The 19,718-nt window shown below is 70.4% G+C and carries 21 protein-coding genes; 9 read left to right on the top strand and 12 right to left on the bottom strand.

All coding sequences use genetic code 11. The features are described from left to right. Positions 1–87: 87 nt before the first annotated feature. Together ACQPXB_RS02755 and ACQPXB_RS02750 are read right to left on the bottom strand one after the other, a co-directional pair. Positions 88–945 (bottom strand): LLM class flavin-dependent oxidoreductase, encoded by an 858-nt coding sequence (locus ACQPXB_RS02755; RefSeq protein ID WP_386946151.1) that lies wholly within the window; start codon positions 943–945, stop codon positions 88–90. A gap of 11 nt (positions 946–956) precedes the next feature. Next, positions 957–1,976, bottom strand: coding sequence for an aldo/keto reductase (locus ACQPXB_RS02750; RefSeq protein ID WP_432849312.1), 1,020 nt, complete (start codon positions 1,974–1,976; stop codon positions 957–959). 171 nt (positions 1,977–2,147) lie between these two features. On the opposite strand from ACQPXB_RS02750, the gene ACQPXB_RS02745 reads away from it, so the two are divergent. The 4 genes from ACQPXB_RS02745 to ACQPXB_RS02730 are packed head-to-tail and all read left to right on the top strand — an operon-like array spanning position 2,148 to position 5,647. Next, positions 2,148–3,563 carry a hypothetical protein gene (locus ACQPXB_RS02745; protein WP_432849311.1) on the top strand — a complete coding sequence of 472 codons (1,416 nt, stop codon included), beginning with the start codon at positions 2,148–2,150 and terminating at the stop codon, positions 3,561–3,563. Further along, positions 3,560–3,961, top strand: coding sequence for a FixH family protein (locus ACQPXB_RS02740; RefSeq protein ID WP_432849310.1), 402 nt, complete (start codon positions 3,560–3,562; stop codon positions 3,959–3,961). Before ACQPXB_RS02745 ends, ACQPXB_RS02740 begins: the two co-directional genes overlap by 4 nt. Before the next feature lie 14 nt (positions 3,962–3,975). Next, positions 3,976–5,106: a hypothetical protein gene (locus ACQPXB_RS02735; protein WP_432849309.1), complete on the top strand. Its 1,131-nt coding sequence runs from the start codon at positions 3,976–3,978 to the stop codon at positions 5,104–5,106. Beyond that, positions 5,099–5,647, top strand: coding sequence for a hypothetical protein (locus ACQPXB_RS02730; protein ID WP_432849308.1), 549 nt, complete (start codon positions 5,099–5,101; stop codon positions 5,645–5,647). The genes ACQPXB_RS02735 and ACQPXB_RS02730 overlap by 8 nt, the downstream gene beginning before the upstream one ends. A 212-nt stretch (positions 5,648–5,859) precedes the next feature. On the opposite strand, the gene ACQPXB_RS02725 is transcribed toward ACQPXB_RS02730, so the two are convergent. Next, a complete protein-coding gene (locus ACQPXB_RS02725) occupies positions 5,860–6,120 on the bottom strand; it encodes a DUF397 domain-containing protein (protein WP_366577701.1) in 261 nt (86 codons plus the stop codon). A gap of 252 nt (positions 6,121–6,372) precedes the next feature. Here ACQPXB_RS02725 and ACQPXB_RS02720 point away from each other — a divergent pair, with 252 nt between their 5' ends. Then, positions 6,373–6,639 (top strand): hypothetical protein, encoded by a 267-nt coding sequence (locus tag ACQPXB_RS02720; protein WP_432849307.1) that lies wholly within the window; start codon positions 6,373–6,375, stop codon positions 6,637–6,639. Between the two features lie 4 nt (positions 6,640–6,643). Further along, on the top strand, positions 6,644–6,898 hold the full coding sequence (locus ACQPXB_RS02715; RefSeq protein ID WP_285970871.1) for a hypothetical protein: 255 nt from the start codon (positions 6,644–6,646) through the stop codon (positions 6,896–6,898). Positions 6,899–6,960: 62 nt separating this feature from the next. Here ACQPXB_RS02715 and ACQPXB_RS02710 read toward each other — a convergent pair whose 3' ends face one another. Continuing rightward, complete coding sequence (locus ACQPXB_RS02710; protein WP_432849306.1) at positions 6,961–7,809, bottom strand: SAM-dependent methyltransferase; 849 nt, start codon at positions 7,807–7,809, stop codon at positions 6,961–6,963. Positions 7,810–7,977: 168 nt separating this feature from the next. Here ACQPXB_RS02710 and ACQPXB_RS02705 point away from each other — a divergent pair, with 168 nt between their 5' ends. After that, positions 7,978–9,132 carry a glycosyltransferase gene (locus ACQPXB_RS02705; protein ID WP_432849305.1) on the top strand — a complete coding sequence of 385 codons (1,155 nt, stop codon included), beginning with the start codon at positions 7,978–7,980 and terminating at the stop codon, positions 9,130–9,132. Here the strand turns inward: ACQPXB_RS02705 and ACQPXB_RS02700 are convergent. Beyond that, the gene (locus tag ACQPXB_RS02700) at positions 9,089–9,946 is read right to left on the bottom strand and encodes a helix-turn-helix domain-containing protein (RefSeq protein WP_364044700.1); all 858 of its coding nucleotides are present in this window, start codon (positions 9,944–9,946) and stop codon (positions 9,089–9,091) included. The two genes, ACQPXB_RS02705 and ACQPXB_RS02700, sit on opposite strands and share 44 nt — an antisense overlap. 271 nt (positions 9,947–10,217) lie before the next feature. Between ACQPXB_RS02700 and ACQPXB_RS02695 the strand changes: the two genes are divergently transcribed. Both ACQPXB_RS02695 and gndA read left to right on the top strand, forming a co-directional pair. Beyond that, a complete protein-coding gene (locus tag ACQPXB_RS02695; protein WP_432849304.1) occupies positions 10,218–11,135 on the top strand; it encodes an MBL fold metallo-hydrolase in 918 nt (305 codons plus the stop codon). A gap of 144 nt (positions 11,136–11,279) precedes the next feature. Continuing rightward, the gene (gene gndA / locus ACQPXB_RS02690) at positions 11,280–12,716 is read left to right on the top strand and encodes an NADP-dependent phosphogluconate dehydrogenase (protein ID WP_366577691.1); all 1,437 of its coding nucleotides are present in this window, start codon (positions 11,280–11,282) and stop codon (positions 12,714–12,716) included. A gap of 46 nt (positions 12,717–12,762) precedes the next feature. On the opposite strand, the gene ACQPXB_RS02685 is transcribed toward gndA, so the two are convergent. From ACQPXB_RS02685 to ACQPXB_RS02655, 7 genes are all read right to left on the bottom strand, one after another. After that, complete coding sequence (locus tag ACQPXB_RS02685) at positions 12,763–13,275, bottom strand: hypothetical protein (RefSeq protein WP_432849303.1); 513 nt, start codon at positions 13,273–13,275, stop codon at positions 12,763–12,765. A gap of 73 nt (positions 13,276–13,348) precedes the next feature. Further along, the gene (locus ACQPXB_RS02680) at positions 13,349–14,080 is read right to left on the bottom strand and encodes a Clp protease N-terminal domain-containing protein (RefSeq protein ID WP_432849302.1); all 732 of its coding nucleotides are present in this window, start codon (positions 14,078–14,080) and stop codon (positions 13,349–13,351) included. A gap of 324 nt (positions 14,081–14,404) precedes the next feature. Continuing rightward, positions 14,405–15,220, bottom strand: coding sequence for a MerR family transcriptional regulator (locus tag ACQPXB_RS02675; protein WP_366577685.1), 816 nt, complete (start codon positions 15,218–15,220; stop codon positions 14,405–14,407). Between the two features lie 556 nt (positions 15,221–15,776). Next, complete coding sequence (locus ACQPXB_RS02670; protein WP_432849301.1) at positions 15,777–16,952, bottom strand: 4-hydroxybenzoate 3-monooxygenase; 1,176 nt, start codon at positions 16,950–16,952, stop codon at positions 15,777–15,779. A gap of 34 nt (positions 16,953–16,986) precedes the next feature. Next, a complete protein-coding gene (locus ACQPXB_RS02665; protein ID WP_432849300.1) occupies positions 16,987–18,222 on the bottom strand; it encodes an NAD(P)/FAD-dependent oxidoreductase in 1,236 nt (411 codons plus the stop codon). Beyond that, on the bottom strand, positions 18,219–18,542 hold the full coding sequence (locus tag ACQPXB_RS02660; protein WP_432849299.1) for a 2Fe-2S iron-sulfur cluster-binding protein: 324 nt from the start codon (positions 18,540–18,542) through the stop codon (positions 18,219–18,221). The genes ACQPXB_RS02665 and ACQPXB_RS02660 overlap by 4 nt, the downstream gene beginning before the upstream one ends. A gap of 5 nt (positions 18,543–18,547) precedes the next feature. Further along, complete coding sequence (locus ACQPXB_RS02655; RefSeq protein ID WP_432849298.1) at positions 18,548–19,714, bottom strand: cytochrome P450; 1,167 nt, start codon at positions 19,712–19,714, stop codon at positions 18,548–18,550. Positions 19,715–19,718: the final 4 nt, after the last annotated feature.

The raw sequence follows: 19,718 nt of genomic DNA, 5'->3' as shown, positions 1-19,718 counted from the left end.
CAGAAACGCGAGGGCCAGGCCCGACAGCGGCCACTTCCGGAGAGATGCCGCCGGACGTCGTCGTTGTGGGCGGCGAGGGCCGCGCGGTTAGCCCTTGATCAGCTCATCGACCACCCATTGCCCGACACCCTCCGGGAAGGGCGACGGCAGGCCGAGCACCACGTGCTCGAAGCCGGCGTCCACGGCCTCGGCGATGGCTTTGCGCGTGAGGCCCGGGTCCGCATAGGACACCGGCAGGTGGATCGAGCGCGTGATTTCCGCCGGGTCGCGGCCGATGTCGGTGCAGTAGCGGTCGAGGAGGGCGCTGCGGCTGATGCAGTCGTCGAGGTCGCCGCCGGGGATGTTCCAGACGTCGGCGTGGGTGGCGGCGACGCGGAGGGTTGCGGAGGCGCGGCCGCCGATGACGATCGGGGGGTGGGGGCGCTGTACGGGCTTGGGGTTGCCGAACGCGCCCTCGAGCTGGACGGTGTCGCCCACGAAGTCGAAGGTCGCGTCCTCTGTCCACAGGCGACGGATGACGGTGCAGGCTTCGGCGAGGGCCTGCACGGCGTGCGCGGTGTCGTGGAACGGGAGGCCGTGGGCTTCGTACTCGCGCCGGGCCAGGGGGTGGCTCGGGCGGGAGCCGACGCCGATGCCGAAGTCCAAGCGGCCGTGGGAAACCACGTCGACGGTCGTGGCGATCTTGGCGAGGACGGCGGGTGGGCGGAAGCGGTTGCTGGTGACCATGAGGCCGAGGCGCAGGCGGGAAGTCTGCGCGGCGAGAGCCGAAAGCAGGGTCCAGCCTTCGAAAATCGGCCCATCAGGGTCGCCGGCGATGGGGAGGAGGTGGTCGAAGAGCCAGGCGTGCTCGATCTCCGGCAGGGTGTCGGCTTCGCGCCAGACACGCACGAGGTCGGCGTAGTCAACCTGCATCGGGGCGGTCATGATGCCGAACCGAGGTGACATGGGAAGTCCTTTCAGCGGCGACGCAAGGAGGGATCGAGCAGAGCGGGAGGGGTGTCGAACTTCTCGTGCGCGGCCAGGTCGACGCCGGGTGCGACGATCTCGTCGATCGCGTCCAGCACGTCGGCGGACAGCACGGTGTCGGCGGCCGCGAGGTGCGAGCGCAGGTGCTCCGGCGTGCGCGGGCCTATGATCGCGCTGGTCACGGCCGGGTGCGCGGTCGCGAAGCCGAGCGCGAGCTGGATCAGCGTCAGCCCGGCGTCGGCGGCGACCTTCGCCAGACGCTCCACCGCGTCGAGCCGGGCCCGGTTGGCGGGCAGCGCCAGGTCGAAGCGCTGCGGCAGGGCCTTCGAGCGGCTCGTGGCGATCTCGCGCCCCTCACGGACCGCACCCGACAGCCAGCCGGACGCGAGTGGGCTCCACGCCAGCACGCCGAGGCCGTACTCCTCGGTCATCGGCAGCACGTCGGCCTCGATGCCGCGCTGCAGGATCGAGTAGCTGGGCTGCTCGGTGACGTAGCGGCCCAGATGGTGCTCCCGCGCGGCCCACTGCGCCTGCACGATCTTGTACGCGGGGAACGTCGACGAGCCGAAGTAGCGGATCTTCCCGGCGCGCTGCAGATCCGTGAGCGCGGAAAGCGTCTCCTCGTCACTGGTCGAGGGATCCCAGCGGTGGATCTGGTAGAGGTCGACGTGGTCGACACCGAGCCGGCGCAGGCTGTTGTCGAGCTCGCTGACGAGCCAACGGCGCGAGCTGCCCCGGTGGTTGCGCTCGTCGCCCATCGGCATGGCGGCCTTCGTGGCGAGCACGAGGTCGTCGCGGCGCCCGGCGATGGCCTTGCCGACCATCACCTCCGACTCGCCGGCGCCGTACATGTCGGCCGTGTCGACGACGTTGATGCCGCCTTCGAGCGCGGCGTCGACGATGGCCGTGGCGTCGTCCTGCGTGGTGCGGCCGATCGCGCCGAAGTTCATGGCGCCGAGCGACAGCGCGCTGACCTGCACACCAGTGCGGCCCAAGGTGCGGTACTGCATGGAATCGTCCTCCGAAGAGCAAACGGAACGTTGCTCCGATAACCATACGGAGCAACGTTCCACTTCGCAAGGAAGCTGGTACCTAGGGGTTCGCATCCCCCGAACCGGGGATGGATCTTCCCCCGCTTCCGTGACGATTCGACCTCCGTAACCTCGATACCTTTTGCCGTGATGGGGACCACAAAGACAACGGCGCTGCTGCTGGTGCTGTGCGCGCTGGGGATCGCGCTCGGCGGCGGCACCGCGCGCGCCGACGGGGCACCGGTCGGCGCAGACATCCAGGTGGCGCAGACCCTCGGCTCGCGCGAGCTCACCGTGATCATCCGCCGGATCGACGTGACACCGGGCGACCTGCACGTCGACATCGCCACACACGCGGGCACCGCGCCCGGCCCACTGCACCTCGCGGCGGCCGCCGACGGCGTCGTGTTCTCCCGCGGCGACGTCGCGCTCGGCGCGACGCCCGGGCTCTACCCCGGCACGGTCGGCGTCGACCACGCCGGGCCATGGGAACTGCGGCTGAACGACGGGACGACCACCGCGACCATCCCGTTCGTCGTCCCGGCGCGCGTGGTGCCGCCCTGGGAGAAGGCGGCGTACGGCGGTTTCGTTGCGGCAGGGGCGTTTCTGCTCCTCGCCCTGGTCGTGGCCGTGCGGTCACGCCGCACCGCCTACGCCCTGCTGCCGGCGGGCGGGATGGTCGCGGCGCTGGCCGTCGCGGTCACCGGCGCGCTGCTGTCGACGAGCACTCCCCCGCCGCCCGCGCCGGGCGCGCAGCTGGACGCGACCGTCGACAACGTCACCGACCCGTACGCGCTGTCACGCCTGCCCGTCACGGACTACTCACGGCCACCGGTGAACCTGACCGTTGGCACGCAAGGAAAATATCTCGATCTCCGCTTCACCGACGGGTCCACCGGCCGGCCCGCCGACGACCTCGTGATCCACGACGACGCCTTGGTCCACCTCATCGTCGTCTCCCCCTCCGGCCGGTTGTGGCACCTGCACCCGGTGCGGGTGGCGCCCGGCGAGTACCGCGTCGACTTCACCGCGCCGGAAGCCGGAAGCTACGCGGTGGCCGCGGAACTCGAACGGCGCGGCGGCGGCGTTCAGCTCGCGCGGTCCACTGTGGACGCAAAGAGCACAACCGGCAACCCCGCCGAAGTCCCCGCCGGACCAGGAAAACGCGTCGTCGACGGAGTGCCCGTCGACGTCACCACCACGGCTGTGCAAGCCGGCACCCCGGTCACCGTCACCGCGCACTTCCCCTCCGGCGACCTCCAGCCGTGGCTGGGCATGCTGGGCCACCTGATCGTCGTCGGGCCGCTGCCGTCGGACACCGACGTCGGCGCCGCGGCCGCCACCGCACCGACGTGGGCCCACGCACACGCGATGCCGCCGTACGTCCCGGGCCTCACCGGCGTGCCGGACGAAACCGTCGCCGCGTACGGGCCCGACGTGCCCTTCACGTACACCTTCCCCGCGCCCGGCCGCTACCGGCTGTGGCTGCAGGCCGAACGCGGCTGGTTCGTGCTGACCGTGCCGGTGGTGCTCGACGTGCCGGCCATTCCCGGAGGGGGCCAATGAAAACGAAACGTCCGGTGGTGCTGATCAGCGTCGTCGTGGTGGTGGCCGCGGTGATCGCCGGTTGGCTGCTGTTCGGCGGCGGGCCGAGCGGTCCCACCGTGCTCAAGTCGACGACCGGGCCCTACACCGTGCAACTGTCCGCGGACGCGCCACGCGTCGGCAGCAACACGTTCGCGTTCGCGGTGACCGGTCCCGCCGTGGACGGCGTGACGGTGGAGCCGGTGATGCCGCAGATGGGCCACGCCATCACACCCGTGCCGGCGACCGCCGACGGCCCGGGGCACTTCCGCGCCGCCGACGTCGGCCTGCCGATGGCGGGCCAGTGGGAGATCACGGTCTCCCTGCGTGGGCCGGCGGGTGCCGGCCAGGTCGTGTTTCCCGTGTTGGTCAACCAGTGAGAAGGGGGCTGGGGATGGATCTCACCGCGTCGGGGGCCCGGGTGGTCTCCGCGACGAGAAGGCCGGGGCTGGCGCCCGCGTGCACAGTGCTCGCGGGGTCGGTGATCTCGATGGTCGGGCTCACGTGGGACGTGCAGTGGCACGACGACGTCGGCCCGGACACGTTCTTCACCCTGCCGCACCTGTTCCTGTACTCGGGCAGCGCGATCGTCGGGCTGGCGAGCCTGGCCGTCGTGCTGCTGACCACGGCCGCGCAACGCGCCGGGCGGCCGGTGGACCCGCGCATCGGCGGCCGCGCGATCGGCGTGTTCGGCCGGACGTTCGCCGCGCCGGCGGGCTACCTCACCTCCGGCGTCGGCGCCGCGTTGTTCCTGCTCTACGGGCTGTGGGACCAGTGGTGGCACGGGCTGTACGGCTTCGACGCCGTGATCGACTCGCCGCCGCACATCGGGCTGCTGCTCTCGGTGACGCTGTCGATCATCGGCACCACGATGGTCTTCGCGGCCGCGCGGGAGCAGCGCTGGGGCCGGATCGGGGTGTTCGGCTCGCTGGCCGTGTTGATCGCGTTCAGCGCGGTGACGGCACTGGGGCTGCAGCAGGTGGACCTCGACCCGGTGGAGGCGACGTCGGTCGGCTCCACGCTGTTGTCCGTGCTGCTCGTGTTCGCCGGCGCCGGGTTCCTGCGCCGGCCGGGCGGCGCCGTGGCGACAGCGGCGATCCTGGCCGTGATCCAGGCCGTCTTCTGGTGGTTCTCACCGTGGGCTGCGCGCGCGTACGCCGATCTCGTCGGGCTGCCGGTGCGCGACTACGTGAGCGGCGTGCCGGACATGCCCGCGCTGATGCCGATGGCGCTCCTGCCGGTGGCCGCGTTGGTCGAGGGCTACTTGCTGATCGCGCGACGGCGGGGGTGGCAGCTGGGCCGCGTGTCCGTGCTCGCGGGCGGGCTGGCCGGGGTCCTGGTCAGTGCGACCCTGCTGGTGCAGCGCGGATTGGTCTACTCCGGTCACGTCGGTGACCTCACGGCGGTTCTCGCGACCGGCCTCGCCGCCGGCGCGCTCGGTTTGGCGGGCGGCTTCGCGGGCTGGCGCTTCGGCGGCATGCTCCGCCTGCTCGCCCCGGCTTCGGAGGTGAAGACCCATGCGTAAGACACTGCTGGCGCTGGGCGCGGTCATCGGCCTGCTGCTCGCCACCGCCCTGCCGGCCAACGCGTACGAGCCAGTGAACATCGTCCACACCGAACGCGTGCAGGCGGGGCCGTACGGCCTCACCGTGGGCTTCTCGACGTGGCCGCTGCGCGCCATGCGGTCGCTGGACTTCACGTTCATCCCCGACGGCGGCATCGGCACCAAAACCGGCACGCTCGCCATGCACAACCCCTCGGCCGCCGCGTTCCAACGCCCGCAGCCGCTGGCGCGCCACCCGCGCAAGCGCGACGTCTGGGGTCTGGACATCCGCGCTCTGCCGACGGAGGGCACGTGGGCGTTCCGCTTCACGATCAACGGCCCCCAGGGTCAGGGCAGCGGTGAGCTGAAGAGCCTGCCGGTGCTGTCACAGCCGGGACCGCCGATGGGGTTGAGCTGGGCGATCAGCAGCCTGCCGTTGATCGGGCTGGTGGTGCTCGTGGTCATCGCCTGGCGTCGCACGCGCGGCCGGCTGCGCGGCGGCGGGGTGCCGGCCGCCGCCTGATCCACAGCTCAGCGCACCCCAATGTGGCGTTGGTTGCGTTCAACGCACCGAACGCCGCATTGGGTGCGCTGAGTGCACCGAACGCCACATTGGGGTGCTTTGCGCCGCACGACCACCCAGGGTCAGCACCAATCACTCGTTCGAGTGACAGTTGGTGAAAGCCTCACGGCAAGGCCCGCACGCGGGTTCCCGCGTGAATCGCGAACCGCGCGTCAAGCGTCCGGCGGCAGGTCGAACTGCCCGGCCTTCACCGCGACCAGGAAGGCCTCCCACTCGCCCCGGTCGAACACGAAGACCGGACTGGACGCGAGCTTGGTGTCGCGTACGCCGACGAGGTCGGAACGGCCCAGGTTGACCTCGACGCAGCTGCCGCCGTTCGGCTCACTGGCGAACGACTTCTCCCAGGCAGCGTCCTCGAACAGCCCCTCGGCCGTGTCCGGGTCGTAATCCTGGAGCGACGGATAATCCGTCATGGGTCGTACCTCCGAGCCTCCTGCAGGGCGTGCGGTCGCCACACACGTCCCCGGCTTCTTTCTGTCACTACGGAGCAAACCGCAGGGCCAAGCGGGTGATCAACTCGGCCCGATCTCGACATGAAGATTATTCCAGGAGTAGGATTAATCGCATCGATCGGGGCGCCAGTGGTGGGTGAATGGCTTGCTGCATTCGGCCCAGCCCACCAGCGGAGTCCACGAACCGGCACCGACCTCGGGGGGAGGGACCGCGTGATCATCCAGGACAGCATGACGGCGAACGTGCTCATGACGGGCAGGCTCGCGCCCGGCAGGGTCGGCGAATCCCGCCGCGTCGTGCACGTGTTCGAGGTGGACGCAGCGGGTTCTTCCGCAGAGGTGCTCGCGCGGTGCGGGGAGTCGTTTCCCCGGACCCACATCGAGTGGCTGGCGCCGGGCGTGGGTATGCCGTGCGAAAGCTGTCTCGGTCTGGCCGGAGCGGATCTGCCCCGGTCACCGCAATCGGAACTGGGGGTGTGATCTCATGGCCGTCCGGCTCACCACGCTCTTCCGTCGTGAGGATGAACACACTCACGGCCGGCGTGGGATCAACCACGAGCTGCGCAGTCGCTTCGGCTTCAGCCTGATCCAGGCGCCGCTGCGCAGCCCGGTCACCTGGGACACCGACCTCGACGTGCCCGCCCCGCGCCAGCCGGACCTGGTCCGCGCCACGCGGCCGCTCGAGGCGCGCGTCGACCTCGCGCCGCTCGTCCACGGGCTGGGCCCGTCCCGCGCGTAAGCGCGACACAGACCACCGAACCAGCGCGCCCCGGGCCACCCTCCCGGGGCGCGCTTTCGTCGTTACGGCTTCCGTCCGACGGCGCAGATTCCGCCGCTGAACGACGGGTCGGCGGCCATGCGGTCGCTGTTGCGCGACTCGCCTTCCTCCGGCCGCCACTCCGAAACCCAGACCACCCCGGGGTCCACGAGCTCCAGGCCGTCGAAGAACTCCGCGAACTCCGCGCGCGAGCGGAAGTGGATCGGGGTGCTCGACTGCTTGTACTGCTCGTGGATCGACTCGCGGCTGTCTCCGTCCGACTCCGGCACCCCGTCGAGCGTGATGTGCGAGGCCATGAAGAACGAGCTCGACGGCACCAGCGAGAGGTACTTGCGCACCATCTCGTGCGCTCCCTCGTCACGGCCGATGAAGTACAGGACGCCGGACATGATCAACCCGATCGGGCGCTTCGGGTCCAGCACACCGGTGTCGAGCGCACGCGGCCAGATGTCACCCGGGTTCCGCAGGTCGCCGTGCAGCACCGCGTGCCGGTCGGCGACGCCCTCACGCTCCAGCAGGATCTGCGAGTGGGCGACCGCCACGGGCTCGTTGTCCACGTACACGCAGCGCGCGTCAGGGTTCACCGATGTGGCGATCTCGTGCACGTTGCCGGCCGTCGGCACCCCGGAGCCGAGGTCGAGGTACTGGTCGATGCCGTTGCGCGCCATGTAGCGCACGGTGCGGCCGAGCAGCTCGCGCCCGGACTTCGCGATGGTCTTGATCATGGGGAAGGTCTGTACCGCGCGTTCGCCGAACTCGCGGTCGATCGCCCAGTTGGCCGTGCCGCCGAGGAACCAGTCGTAGATGCGGGCCGCGTTGGGCCGATCGAGGTCGATGCCCTCCGGGGCTTCGGGATCCGGTACCTGTGTCATCAGCTGTCCCTTTCCGACCCGCGGTGTGCTGGTGCGGACCAGTCTGCCGATCTCCCGGCGCGTCCCGCAGCCGACCCCCGATCGAGTGACACCCGATCGGGGGCCCGGCGTCGAAAGCCCAGGAAAACGGAGAGACCGGCCCCGTCGTCAACCAGTACTTTGCCGGGAATGCGCTTCCTCTTCACCTTCGTCGGCGGCCGGGGCCACTTCGATCCGATGGCACCCGTCGCGCAGGCCGCCGCGGCGCGGGGGCACACCGTCGCCGTGGCCGGGGCGGGCAGTCACGTGCCGCCGATCGAGCGCGCGGGGTTCACAGCCCTGGCCACGAGCGCACCGCGCGCTCAGACCGCGTCGACGCGCGAGCCGCTGCCGCCGGTCGACCCGGCGCGTGACGACTGGGAGATCCAGGAGCTCTTCGCGCGCCGTGCCGGCCGCGAACGTGCGGGGAAGCTGCTGGAGATCATCCGCGACTGGCGGCCCGACGTCGTGATCCGCGACGAGGTCGACTTCGGCGCCGCGATCGCCGCCGAACAGTTGGGCGTGCCGTGCGTGAACGTTCTCGTGCTGGCCGCGGGAACGTTGCTGCGCAAGGAGCTCGTGGCCGAACCGCTGCACGAGCTGCGCGCCGAGCACGGCCTGCCGACGGACCCCCAGCTGACGATGCTGGAGGGGCAGCTCGTGCTCTCGCCGTTCCCGCCGTCAGTCCGTGACCCGGCCTCGCCGTTGCCGCCCGGTGCGTTCTCCTTCCGCCAGGGCGACCCGATCCCGCCGCGGCCGCCGCACGAGCCGCCCGGCGTGTACTTCACCCTCGGCACGGACTTCAACACCGCGTCCGGCGACCTCTTCGAACGCACGCTGGCGGGGCTCGCGCGGCTGACCGCGGACGTGACCACCACCGTCGGCACCCAGCTCGACCCGGCCGTCTTCGGGCCGCTACCCGCGCACGTCCGCGTGGAACGGTTCGTGCCCCAGGCCGAGCTGCTGCCGTCGATCGACCTGGTGGTGTCGCACGGCGGATCGGGCAGCCTGCTGGGCGCGCTGGCGCACGGCCTGCCGTCGCTCGTGTTCGCCATGGGCGCCGATCAGCCCGGCAACGCCCGCCAGACCACCCGGCTCGGCACCGGCATCGCGCTGGACCCGGAAACCGCGACACCGGACGAAATCCACGACGCGGCCGCGCGGCTGCTCACCGAACCGCGGTGGCGCGAGGCGGCTCAGCGCGTGCAGGAGGAGATCAACGGCCAGCCCGGCGCGGAAGAAACCGTGCCACTGCTGGAAATCACTGCGACATCTGCGCCCGGTAGCCCTCGGCGAGCTCCTTGAGGAACTGGCGCGTCTCGCCGCGCTCCAGTGCCGCACCGCGCAGCCGGTCCCACGAGTCGACGAAGATGTTGAAGTCCTTGACGTCGTCGAGGTAGAGCCCGCCCGCGGAGTGTTCGATGTAGACGAAGTCCCGCGTGCGGTCGGGGAAGCGCATGATCGTGAAGTCGTTGGGCACCGCGGCGAGCTTCGCGCCGAAAGGCAGCACGTGCACGTACACGCGGGGGTAGCGGTCGAGCGCCAGCATGTGCTCGACCTGGTCCAGCATCACGGCCGGCGCCGTCCCGCCGGGAGCGCGGCGCAGCGCGCCCTCGCTCACGATGAACCGGTAGTACGGCGGCTGCTGCTGATCGAACACGGCCTTGCGGTCGAGCCGGTTGCGCACGAGCGACGTGACGTCGGTCGCGCCCGCCTCGGTGAACTGCTTGAGCATGTAGTGCTCGGACTGCAGCGGGCCCGGGATGCGCTCACCGTGCCAGGTGAGGATCTCCGCCGCGGCCGGCTCCAGGTCGGTGAAGGTGCGGAACCAGTGCGGCACCACCGAGCGGTAGCCCGACCAGTGACCGCGCTGCCCGGCGGCGGCGCGGGCCAGGTTCATCAGGGTGTCGGCTTCTTCGCCGTTGATCCCGAACGCGTTCAGCATCGATCGCACATCTCCGAGCTTGACCCCCACTGCTCCGGACTCGATCTTGTTGACCTTGCCCTGGGTGCAGCCGAGAACTTCGGCGACCTGCTGCTGTGTCATCCGCGCGGCGTTTCGAGCATGCCGGAGCTCGTTGCCGAGCTGCTTCCGGCGCGAGGTGACGGTGCTCGCCATCAGCCTTGCTCTCCCGGACCACTAACCGCCGGAGCGGTCTCTCGACCACTGCCGACGCGCGAACGTTCGAACCACCCAGGTTAGTGCCTTTACCCAACGGGGTTCGATGATGACACCGCGCAGCGTTCCAGGAAATGATCCGAAAAGCCAGTCACCCCGGGTGTCACTCGCCTGGACCAGGCCATATAGCGCCTTTCGGACACCGTCGCTGCTCCATCCGGACTACCGGGGCCGGTTCTGCGCCGTTCGGTTCTGCGGCATAGTGGCGGACGTGATCGATCGCTCCCCCGGCGCCGCGAAGGTCGAGCGCCTCGCAGACGGCGTCTTCGGCTACGTGCAGCCCGATGGTTCCTGGTTCATCAACAACTGCGGCTTCGTGTCCGCGGGTGACCACACCGTGCTCATCGACACGTGCGCCACCGAGCGGCGCACGCGCGCCCTGCTGGCCGCCGTGGAAGACACGACGGGACCGGTCACCACGCTCGTGAACACCCACCACCACTCCGACCACACCAACGGCAACTACCTCGTCGGCGGTGCGACGATCATCGGCCAGCGCAAGACGCGCGACGCGATGCTCGCCGCCGGCATCGAAACCTACGACGGTGTGCTCGTCGGCAACGACTGGGGCCACCTGCTGCTGCGCGCGCCCGAGGTCGTGTTCGACGACCGGCTCACCGTCCACGCGGGCGACACCGCGATCGAGCTCCGGCACCCCGGCCACGCCGCCCACACCACCAACGACGTGCTCGCCTGGCTGCCCGAGCAGCGCGTGCTGTTCGCGGGTGACCTGGTTTTCAACGGCGGCAGCCCGTTCGCGCTGATGGGCTCGGTCGCCGGCTGGCGCGCCGCCCTCGACGTGATCCGCGAGCTGGAACCCGCGCTGATCCTGCCCGGCCACGGCGGCCCGTGTGGACTGGAGACGGTGGACGTCGTCGACGCGTACCTGAAGTTCGTCCAGGACACGGCCGAACGCGGCAAGGCGGCGGGGCTTTCGCCGCTGCAGCTGGCGAAAGAGACCGACCTCGGGACCTTTTCGGACTTGTCCGAACAGGAACGGCTGGCCGGCAACCTGCACCGCGCGTATGCCGAACTGGACGGCGCCGAGTGGGGCGCGCCGATCGACCTCGTCGCGGCGATCACCGACATGGTCGCGTACAACGGCGCGCCCATCCGCTGTTTCTCCTGAGGCCCGGCACACGACAGAAGTGGTCCCGGTCACCGGGCCGCCAGTGATTCATTCCCCCGGACCCCCGTGAGTGTTCTCGCAGGTTCGCGTGAGCGCGAACCGGACTACGCTCGGACTCCGGCAGAGACTTCGGAAAGGGTTCGGATGAGCAAGAAGGCGAGCATCGGGGTCACCGGCCTGGCGGTCATGGGCCGCAACCTGGCGCGGAACCTGGCCCGGCACGGGCACACGGTCGCCCTGCACAACCGCTCCGAGGCGCGGACGCGCACGCTCGTCGAGCAGTTCGGCGACGAGGGCGACTTCATCCCGGCGTACTCCGCGCAGGAGTTCGTCGACGCGCTGGAGCGGCCGCGGCAGATCGTGATCATGGTGCAGGCCGGTGGGCCCACCGACGCCGTGATCGAGGAGTTCGCGCCGCTGCTGGAGCCGGGCGACGTGATCGTCGACGCCGGCAACGCGCACTTCGCGGACACCCGCCGGCGCGAGGCCGCGCTGCGCGAGCGTGGGCTGCACTTCGTCGGCACGGGCGTGTCCGGTGGTGAAGAGGGCGCGCTCAACGGCCCCAGCATCATGCCGGGCGGGTCGAAGGAGTCGTACGAGTCGCTGGGCCCGCTGTTCGAGGACATCTCGGCCAAGGTCGACGGCGCGCCGTGCTGCACGCACATCGGCGCGGACGGCGCGGGCCACTTCGTGAAGATGGTCCACAACGGCATCGAGTACGCCGACATGCAGCTGATCGCGGAGTCGTTCGACCTGCTGCGCGGCGCCGCCGGCTACTCGCCCGCAGAGGCCGCCGACGTGTTCTCGACGTGGAACACCGGCCGGCTCGAGTCGTACCTGATCGAGATCACCGCCGAGGTGCTCAAGCACGTCGACGGTTCGGGCAAGCCGTTCGTCGACATCGTCGAGGACGCGGCGGAGCAGAAGGGCACGGGCCGCTGGACCGTGCAGATCGGGCTCGACCTGGGCGTGCCGATCAGTGGCATCGCCGAGGCCGTGTTCGCGCGTTCGCTTTCGGGCTCGAAGCCGCTTCGCGCGGCCGCCCGCGGGCTGGCGGGGCCGGCGCGGACGCCGCTGAAGGGTGCCGCGCTGGAGACCTTCGCCGACGACGTCGAGCAGGCGCTGTACGCGTCGAAGGTCGTCGCGTACGCGCAGGGCTTCAACCAGATCCAGGCCGGCGCCACGGAGTACGGCTGGGACATCGACCTGGGCGCCGTCGCGTCGATCTGGCGCGGGGGCTGCATCATCCGCGCGAAGTTCCTGAACGACATCACCGCGGCCTACGCCGAGGACCCGGCTCTCCCGACGCTGCTGACCGCGGGCGCGTTCCGCAAGGCCGTCGAGGACGCGCAGGACTCGTGGCGTTCGGTCATCTCCACGGCGGTGCGGCTGGGCATCCCGACGCCGGGCTTCTCCACCGCGCTGGCGTACTACGACGGCCTGCGCGCCGACCGGCTGCCGGCCGCGTTGGTGCAGGGTCAGCGTGACTTCTTCGGTGCGCACACCTACCGGCGCGTCGACCGCGAGGGTTCGTTCCACACCCTGTGGGCCACGGATTCCCGTGACGAGGTCGGTGCTTGATCGTTTGGTGAAGGGACCCCCACCCGGGTTGGTGGGGGTCCCTTTTTCATCGCGTGTACTCGGCGAGCCAAGGCGGGATCTGCGGCCGGCGGTAGGTGTTGAGGTCGTCGCGGTAGTGCTGCGGCGGCAGGAGCTGGTGGGGTGGGAAGGGTTCGTCGCCGTAGTCGTAGTTGACGCTGAGCTGGCCGCTGTTGAGCACGCTCAGGATCAGCCGCCACCACGGACCGGCGGACATCTGCGCGGCGACGTGGCGCTGGTTGCGCAGCATCGCGGTGATGGGCTCGGGGACGTAGACGTCCTGGTGCTGGTTGCCGGCGAAGAACCGCAGGAGTGCGATTTCCGCGGAGACGGTGAAGGAGAACTCGGCGGAGAACCACTCCCAGCCTTGGGGACCGAGCACCGCGAGCTGTTGCACGATCGGCTCCAGCAGGCGGCCGGCTTCGGCGGCGAGGGTTTCGTCGTTGTCTTCGACGATTTCAAAGCTCTGGATGGCGGGAGGGCCGTCGCCCTGGGCGTCTTCGAACGCCCGGCGGAATTCCTCCATGAACCGGTCGGCCATGCCGGCCAGCCTAGGGGTCAGGCGGTCGCCGCCACCAGAAGCAAAGCGACGACGACTGCCAGCACCACGTACCTCACTGCCCTCGCGCCGCCAGGATCTCGGCCAGGGCTTCGCGGATCTTCGCCTCCGCCAGCTCCTTCTTGACGCCCAGCCCGGCGAGCACCTCGTAGCCGGCACCTTCGCCCTGCTCCAGGATCGCCAGCAGGATGTGCTCGGTGCCGATGTAGTTGTGGCCAAGGCGCAGGCCTTCGCGCAGGGTCAGCTCGAGCGTCTTCTTGCCCGCCGCGGTGAACGGCATCGGGTCCGGCACGGGGTCGACGGGCTCGGGCAACCGCGCCTCCGCCGCTTCCTTCACGGCGTCCAGGCTGGCGCCCTGGAACACCAGGATCCCGGCGGCCAGGGCGGCCGGTTCGGTGAGCAGCCCGAGCACCAGGTGCACGGTGTCGATGCCCGGGCTCTTCGCGTCCTTCGCCGCCTCCTGCGCCGCCACGACGACGTGCCGCGCGCGATCGGTGTAGCGGCCGTAGAGCCGCTCGATCATCCCGCCCGGATCACCCCCCGGGTCGACCTTCGGCACGAACCTCTTCTGGGCCGCCTGCTTCGACACGCCCATGCTCGTCCCGATTTCCGTCCACGACGCGCCACTGCGCCTCGCCTGGTCCACGAAGTGCCCGATGAGGTGATCGGCGAGCTCCCCGAGGTGCTCGCCCAGGTAGACCGCGTCGGACAGCTGCGCGAGGGCGTCCTTGTCGTTGTTCGCCTTGATGGCGCTGATGAGGTCGTCGAGCTTCACTGGGTAGGTCATGTCGTCAACTGTAGGTTGACGATTCGGTGTCGTCAACCTTGGGTTGACGATGGGTTGGGGTTGGGGTTGGGGTTTGGGGATGGGGTCGACTTGTCGGTTGGTCGAGGTTGGGCGGATCACGGCCTGGATCGGCAGGAGACTGGACCTGGCCGGTGGTTGCCGGGTCGCGAGGGCCTGGCAGGTCGGCGACTTCGGCGCGGCCGGATCGCCCACTGTCCGGGCTGCGTTGGCCCCGGTCGCCCTCGACACGGCCGCATTACCGGCCGCAACCGTGGCGATTCAGCCGCGCGGACTGGGCCGGGTTTGCCGGCCCAGCCTTGTTCGTCAGGCGGCCGAGACCGGGATCTGCAGCTCGGTCACCCAGCCCGTCTCGTCGCCGTCGGTGTGCAGGTAGACCTCGCGGGCGTGGCCCGGTTCGGCGCGGTAGCCGTTGTCGTCGATCCAGCGCGCGAGGGCCTGGTACGACTCGGCGATGGTGGCCATCGTGCCGCGGTGGACGAGCGTCGCGGCGTGGGCGAGGGCCGGCAGCTCCACCTCGTCCAGCGCGGCGCCCTCCGGCGACCCGACGTAGGGCGCGCAGGCCTGCACGTGCACCCGATCGTCAGCCGGCTCGTACCAAGCGATGGCCGGCCCGGCGAACTTCAGGCCCGCACGCTCCATCCGCTCGGCGAGACTCGCGCACAGCCCGCCGACGACAGGCCCGATGTCGTCGTACTCGAACGACTCGGCAATCCCCCCGACGGCCACCACACGAGCACCCTCGACCGGCTTCACCACAACGTCCACTTCGGACATGGTGTCCTCCACTTCGATCAACCGGAGCCTCGCCTCCACGCGCGCCAGCCGCGCCGTCTCCGCCGCAACCCGCTCCGCCAGCTCCCCACGGCGCAACCTGAGCATCCCGCGCAGCTGCTCCGCGCTGGGCCGCTCGTCGAGCACCTCGGCGACCTGCTTGAGCCCGATCCCGAGATCGCTCAACGCCAGGATGCGGTTGAGCCGCGCGAGCTGGTCCGCCGCGTAGTAGCGATACCCACTGTGCGGATCCACCCGCGCCGGCCTCAGCAGCCCGAGCGCGTCGTAGTGCCGCAACATCCGCACGGACACGCGGCCGACCTTGGCGAACTCTCCGATGCTGAACATGACACCACCTACGTTCGGGTCTCACACGGTGTCAGAGTCAAGCCCGCTTGGCGACGGGTGCGGCCGCCGGTCGCGGCGTCCGCGGTCCGCTCGCATGCCGGGGCTCGGTCCGAACGGTCCCCTCGCACCATTCACCGGCACGCGAAGGGTCACTTCGCGACCGCCCCACCGCACGACAGGTCCACTCGCACACCCACCGGTACGCGAACGGTCCCGCCGCGACCGCCCCGCAGCACGACAGGTCCACTCGCACCCACATCACGGCGCGAAAGGTCCACTCGCACCCCACACCACCCCGCGAGAGGTCCACTCGCGACATCGCGGCCGGGCGAACGGTCCGGTCGCGGTTCCGACACAGGGCGAGCGGCCCACTCGCTCACTCACCAGCGCGCAAGCGGTCCACTCGCCCCGCCATAGCCGCGCGAACGGACCGTTCACACACTCACCGGCGCGCGCGAACGGTCCCGCCGCGGGCGGCCCACCGCACGAAAGGTCCACTCGCGCCGCCGCGCAGCGCGAGAGGTCCACTCACGAGCCCCAGCAAGACCGCAAAACCTCAACCCCCGAACGGCAACCCCACGTAGTTCTCCGCCACGCTGGTCGCCGCAGCGCGCGACGAGGCGGTGTAGCGAAGCTGCGAAAGCTGCAGCCGGCGGGCGAACGCGTCGGCGCCCGGGTCGGTGTGGAGCATGGTCGTCATGAACCAGGAGAAGTGTTCGGCGCGCCAGACGCGGCGGAGGCAGGTGTCGGAGTAGGCGTCGGCCAGGGCGGGGTCGCCCTTGAGCAGGGCGACCAAGGCGCGCGAGAGGACGCGGACGTCCGCGACGGCCAGGTTCATGCCCTTCGCCCCGGTCGGCGGGACGATGTGGGCGGCGTCGCCGGCGAGGAACAACCGGCCGTGGCGCATGGGTTCGGCGACGAAGCTGCGCATGGGCGTGATGCCCTTGTCGAGGATCGGGCCTTCGCGCAGGGTGAACTCGCCGTCGACCGCCAGGCGCAGGGACAGCTCGGACCAGATGCGATCGTCGGACCAGGCCGCGAGGTCCTCGGCGGGGTCGACCTGCAGGTAGAGGCGCGTGATTTCCGGCGAGCGCATGCTGTGCAAGGCGAACCCACGCGGGTGGTGCGTGTAGATCAGCTCCTCGTGCGAAGGCGGCGTCTGCGCCAGGACACCCAGCCACGCGAAGGGGTACTCCCGCTCGAAGAACTGCAACACACCGTCCGGAATGGACGGACGAGACACCCCGTGGAAACCGTCGCAGCCGACAACGGCGTCACATTCCAGAACCTGCGCAACACCAGCGGAATCCACGTAACGGACCACCGGACGCGAAGTGTCCACATCAGACACAGCCACGTCCGAAACCTCGAACTCCAGCGGCAATCCCTGACGTTCGTGCGCGTCCACGAGGTCCTTCACGATCTCCTGCTGCCCGTACACCGTGATCGACCGCCCGGTGAGCTCGGTCAGCGCGATGCGGTGGTCCTGGCCGTCGAACCGGAGCGAGAAACCCTCGTGCGGCAAGCCTTCCCGCGCCAGCCGGTCGCCGAGGCCGATCTCCGTGAGCAGCTCGACCGTCGGTTGTTCGCAGACCCCCGCGCGCACGCGTTGGCGCACGTACTCGCGATCGCGCGCCTCCAGCACGACGGCCTCCACGCCCTCGGAGTGGAGCAGGTACGAAAGCAGCAGACCGGCCGGGCCTGCGCCGATCACCGCGACCTGGGTGCGCAACGGGGGTACCTCCGAACGAACGAACGAACGAACGTCAAGCCGCGGAACGCGACTTCACATGGGCTTTCAAATCGAACGAGCTGGCTTCGAGATCGGCGTACGACGGACGCAGCTCCGCCGTGAACAGCCGGCGCGCGGCAATGTGGTCGGGTGGGCGGTTCACGGACTCGACGGCGATCAGCACACCGTCGCGGAACGACAGCACCGAGAACCGCCCCTCGGCCCGGTCGCCCGTCACCACGGTCTGGTCGGCATTGGCCAGAATGCCGACGATCTGCAGCTTCGCGCCCGTCTGGTCGGTCCAGAACCACGGCAGGCTGTCGTACGGTGCGGCGTCGCCGGTGATCGCCGCGGCGACGCATCGGGCCTGGTCGACGGCGTTCTGCACCGACTCCAGCCGCGTCGCCGCGCCCGCGTGGACGCACGGGAAGTTGGCGCAGTCGCCGATCGCGAAGATCTTCGGGTCCTCGGTGCGCAGGTGCTCGTCGACGACCACACCGTTGGTCACGGCCAGCCCGGCCTGCGAAGCGAGCGTCGTCTCCGGCACCACCCCGACCGCGACCACGACCAGGTCGGCGGGCAGCCGCGAGCCGTCGGCCAGCTCGACCGACGAGACGTGCCCGTCGCCGTGCAGAGCCGTAACACCTGTTCCGAGCAACACCGTGTGCCCGGCCTTTTCGTGCAGCTCCTTGAAAAACGCCGACACCTCCGGCGACGCCACCCGCGCCAGCAGCCGGTCCTGCGCCTCGACGACCGTCACGGGCCGCCCGGCGTGCGAGGCGAACTCCAGCCCGATGAAGCCGCCGCCGATGACCACGACGTTCGAAGCACTTTCCAACGACGAACGCAGCCGGTCCGCGTCGTCCCGCGTCCGCAGCATCAGCACGCCGTCGAGATCCGCGCCGGGCACCGGCAGCACCCGGTTCCGCGCACCCGTGGCCAGCACGAGGTGGTCGTACGGAAGCTCCTCGCCCGACTCCAGAATCACCCGCGAAGTCGCCCGGTCCACCGAAGCCACCCGCCCCGGCACGAGCTCGATGCCCTTCTCCGCGAAGAAGTCCTCCGGCCGCAGCCGCAGCTGCTCGTCGCCCGCCGTGCCCTTGAGGTAGGCCTTCGACAGCGGCGGCCGCTGGTACGGCACGCCCGGCTCGTCGCCGACCAGGACCACCCGCCCGGTGAAACCCTTGTCCCGCAACGAAGCCGCGGCCTGGAAGCCGCTCTGGCCGCCGCCGGCGACGAGCACGGTCTCGGGCGAGGATCCTGTGGTCATAACTGCTCCTCCGGCAAACGCAGGACCAGACCGTCGAGGTCCTCGGTCACCGGTAGCTGGCAGGACAGCCTGCTGGTGGCCGCCCTCGGGCTGGCCGTGCAGTCCAACATCTCTTCTTCATCTGAGCACAAGGGCCCAAGATCGTCGAGGCGCGCCGGGTCGACGTAGACGTGACAGGTCGCACACATGGCGTTACCGCCGCACTCGGCCACGATCCCGTCCACGCCGTGGTCGAGCGCCACCTGCATCAGCGAGCGACCGACCGTGGCGTCGACGGTGCGGGAGGTCCCGTCGGGCCGCACGTAGGTGACCTTCGGCATCCTGCTCACCGAACCCGAATCGGCAGCGACGCGAGGCCACGCAGGGTGTTGGACAGCTGGGGCCGCAGCTCGCCCGCGAGTTCGATCGTCGTGACGCGCCGGGCCAGCTCCGCGAGCAGCACCTCGCCTTCGAGCCGCGCGAACATCTGGCCGACGCACGCGTGGACACCCGAGCCGAACCCAACGTGCCCGGCCGCGCGGCGCGTGATGTCGAACGTGTCCGCGTCGGGCCGGCGCCGTGGGTCGCGGTTGGCGGCGGCCAGGAAGAGCAGCACCTTCTCCCCCGCCGGGATCCGCTCGCCGCCGATCTCGACGTCGCGGGTGGTGGTGCGGAAGAACGTCTGCACCGGCGACGTGAACCGCACGACCTCTTCGAACGCCGCGCGCGAGCGTTCCGGCTTCTCGCGCAGCGCGGCCCACTGGTCGGGGTAGGACGCGAAGCACAACACGGCGTTGCCCAGCGCGTGGACGGTCGTGTCGACGCCGGCGCTCAGGAAGGAGCGCACGAGCAGCGCGCGTTCCTCGGCCGGGTAGTCGGCTGCAGCTTCGTGGATCCGCGCCCCGAGCCCGCCCGGCGCCAGATTCTGGGCGCGGCAGTGCTCGGCGATCCACTCGTGGGCCACGGCGCCGCGCTCCATGGCCTCGGTGAACAGGTGGTTTCGGGGGCCGAAGCCGTTGAACACCATGGCGCCGTACGGCAGCAGGTGCTCACGGCCCTCGGCGGGCAGACCGACGGCGTCGGGGAAGACCTTCAGCGGGAAAGCCTCCGCGAAGTCGGGGACGGCGTCGAACTCGCCGCGCTCCACCAGCGAAGCGACGAGCTTCTCCGCTTCACGCGCGAAGGTGTCCCGGTAGGTCTTCACGACCTTCGGCGTCAGCACGCTCGTCACGGTGCGGCGGGCCCGGTCGTGCTCCGGCGCGTCGGCCTCGAGCAGCAGGCTCGGCGGGCGCCACGGCGTCTCCTTGCGGAAGTCGCTGAGCCCGACGCCGGCGGACGAGCAGAACGTCTCCGGATCGGTCAACGCCTGCGTGACCTCCTCGGCGCGGGCCATCGCCCACACGTCGTAACGGCCGAGGCGCACGACGGGACCGGCGTCGCGCAGCCGCCGGTGCAGCGGCACGGGGTCGGCCAGGACTTCGTCGGCGAACGGATCGTCGTCGAGGGTGATCACCGGG

The sequence above is a fragment of the Amycolatopsis sp. CA-161197 genome (assembly GCF_050942255.1).
Taxonomy (GTDB): domain Bacteria; phylum Actinomycetota; class Actinomycetes; order Mycobacteriales; family Pseudonocardiaceae; genus Amycolatopsis.
This window is presented reverse-complemented; position numbering and strand designations above follow the sequence as displayed.

Coding starts and splice junctions, on each gene's coding strand:
- ACQPXB_RS02755 (WP_386946151.1), bottom strand. CDS start 945: ATGTCACCTCGGTTCGGCATCATGACCGCCCCGATGCAGGTTGACTAC.
- ACQPXB_RS02750 (WP_432849312.1), bottom strand. CDS start 1,976: ATGCAGTACCGCACCTTGGGCCGCACTGGTGTGCAGGTCAGCGCGCTG.
- ACQPXB_RS02745 (WP_432849311.1), top strand. CDS start 2,148: ATGGGGACCACAAAGACAACGGCGCTGCTGCTGGTGCTGTGCGCGCTG.
- ACQPXB_RS02740 (WP_432849310.1), top strand. CDS start 3,560: ATGAAAACGAAACGTCCGGTGGTGCTGATCAGCGTCGTCGTGGTGGTG.
- ACQPXB_RS02735 (WP_432849309.1), top strand. CDS start 3,976: ATGGATCTCACCGCGTCGGGGGCCCGGGTGGTCTCCGCGACGAGAAGG.
- ACQPXB_RS02730 (WP_432849308.1), top strand. CDS start 5,099: ATGCGTAAGACACTGCTGGCGCTGGGCGCGGTCATCGGCCTGCTGCTC.
- ACQPXB_RS02725 (WP_366577701.1), bottom strand. CDS start 6,120: ATGACGGATTATCCGTCGCTCCAGGATTACGACCCGGACACGGCCGAG.
- ACQPXB_RS02715 (WP_285970871.1), top strand. CDS start 6,644: ATGGCCGTCCGGCTCACCACGCTCTTCCGTCGTGAGGATGAACACACT.
- ACQPXB_RS02710 (WP_432849306.1), bottom strand. CDS start 7,809: ATGACACAGGTACCGGATCCCGAAGCCCCGGAGGGCATCGACCTCGAT.
- ACQPXB_RS02705 (WP_432849305.1), top strand. CDS start 7,978: ATGCGCTTCCTCTTCACCTTCGTCGGCGGCCGGGGCCACTTCGATCCG.
- ACQPXB_RS02700 (WP_364044700.1), bottom strand. CDS start 9,946: ATGGCGAGCACCGTCACCTCGCGCCGGAAGCAGCTCGGCAACGAGCTC.
- gndA (WP_366577691.1), top strand. CDS start 11,280: ATGAGCAAGAAGGCGAGCATCGGGGTCACCGGCCTGGCGGTCATGGGC.
- ACQPXB_RS02685 (WP_432849303.1), bottom strand. CDS start 13,275: ATGGCCGACCGGTTCATGGAGGAATTCCGCCGGGCGTTCGAAGACGCC.
- ACQPXB_RS02680 (WP_432849302.1), bottom strand. CDS start 14,080: ATGACCTACCCAGTGAAGCTCGACGACCTCATCAGCGCCATCAAGGCG.
- ACQPXB_RS02675 (WP_366577685.1), bottom strand. CDS start 15,220: ATGTTCAGCATCGGAGAGTTCGCCAAGGTCGGCCGCGTGTCCGTGCGG.
- ACQPXB_RS02665 (WP_432849300.1), bottom strand. CDS start 18,222: ATGACCACAGGATCCTCGCCCGAGACCGTGCTCGTCGCCGGCGGCGGC.
- ACQPXB_RS02660 (WP_432849299.1), bottom strand. CDS start 18,542: ATGCCGAAGGTCACCTACGTGCGGCCCGACGGGACCTCCCGCACCGTC.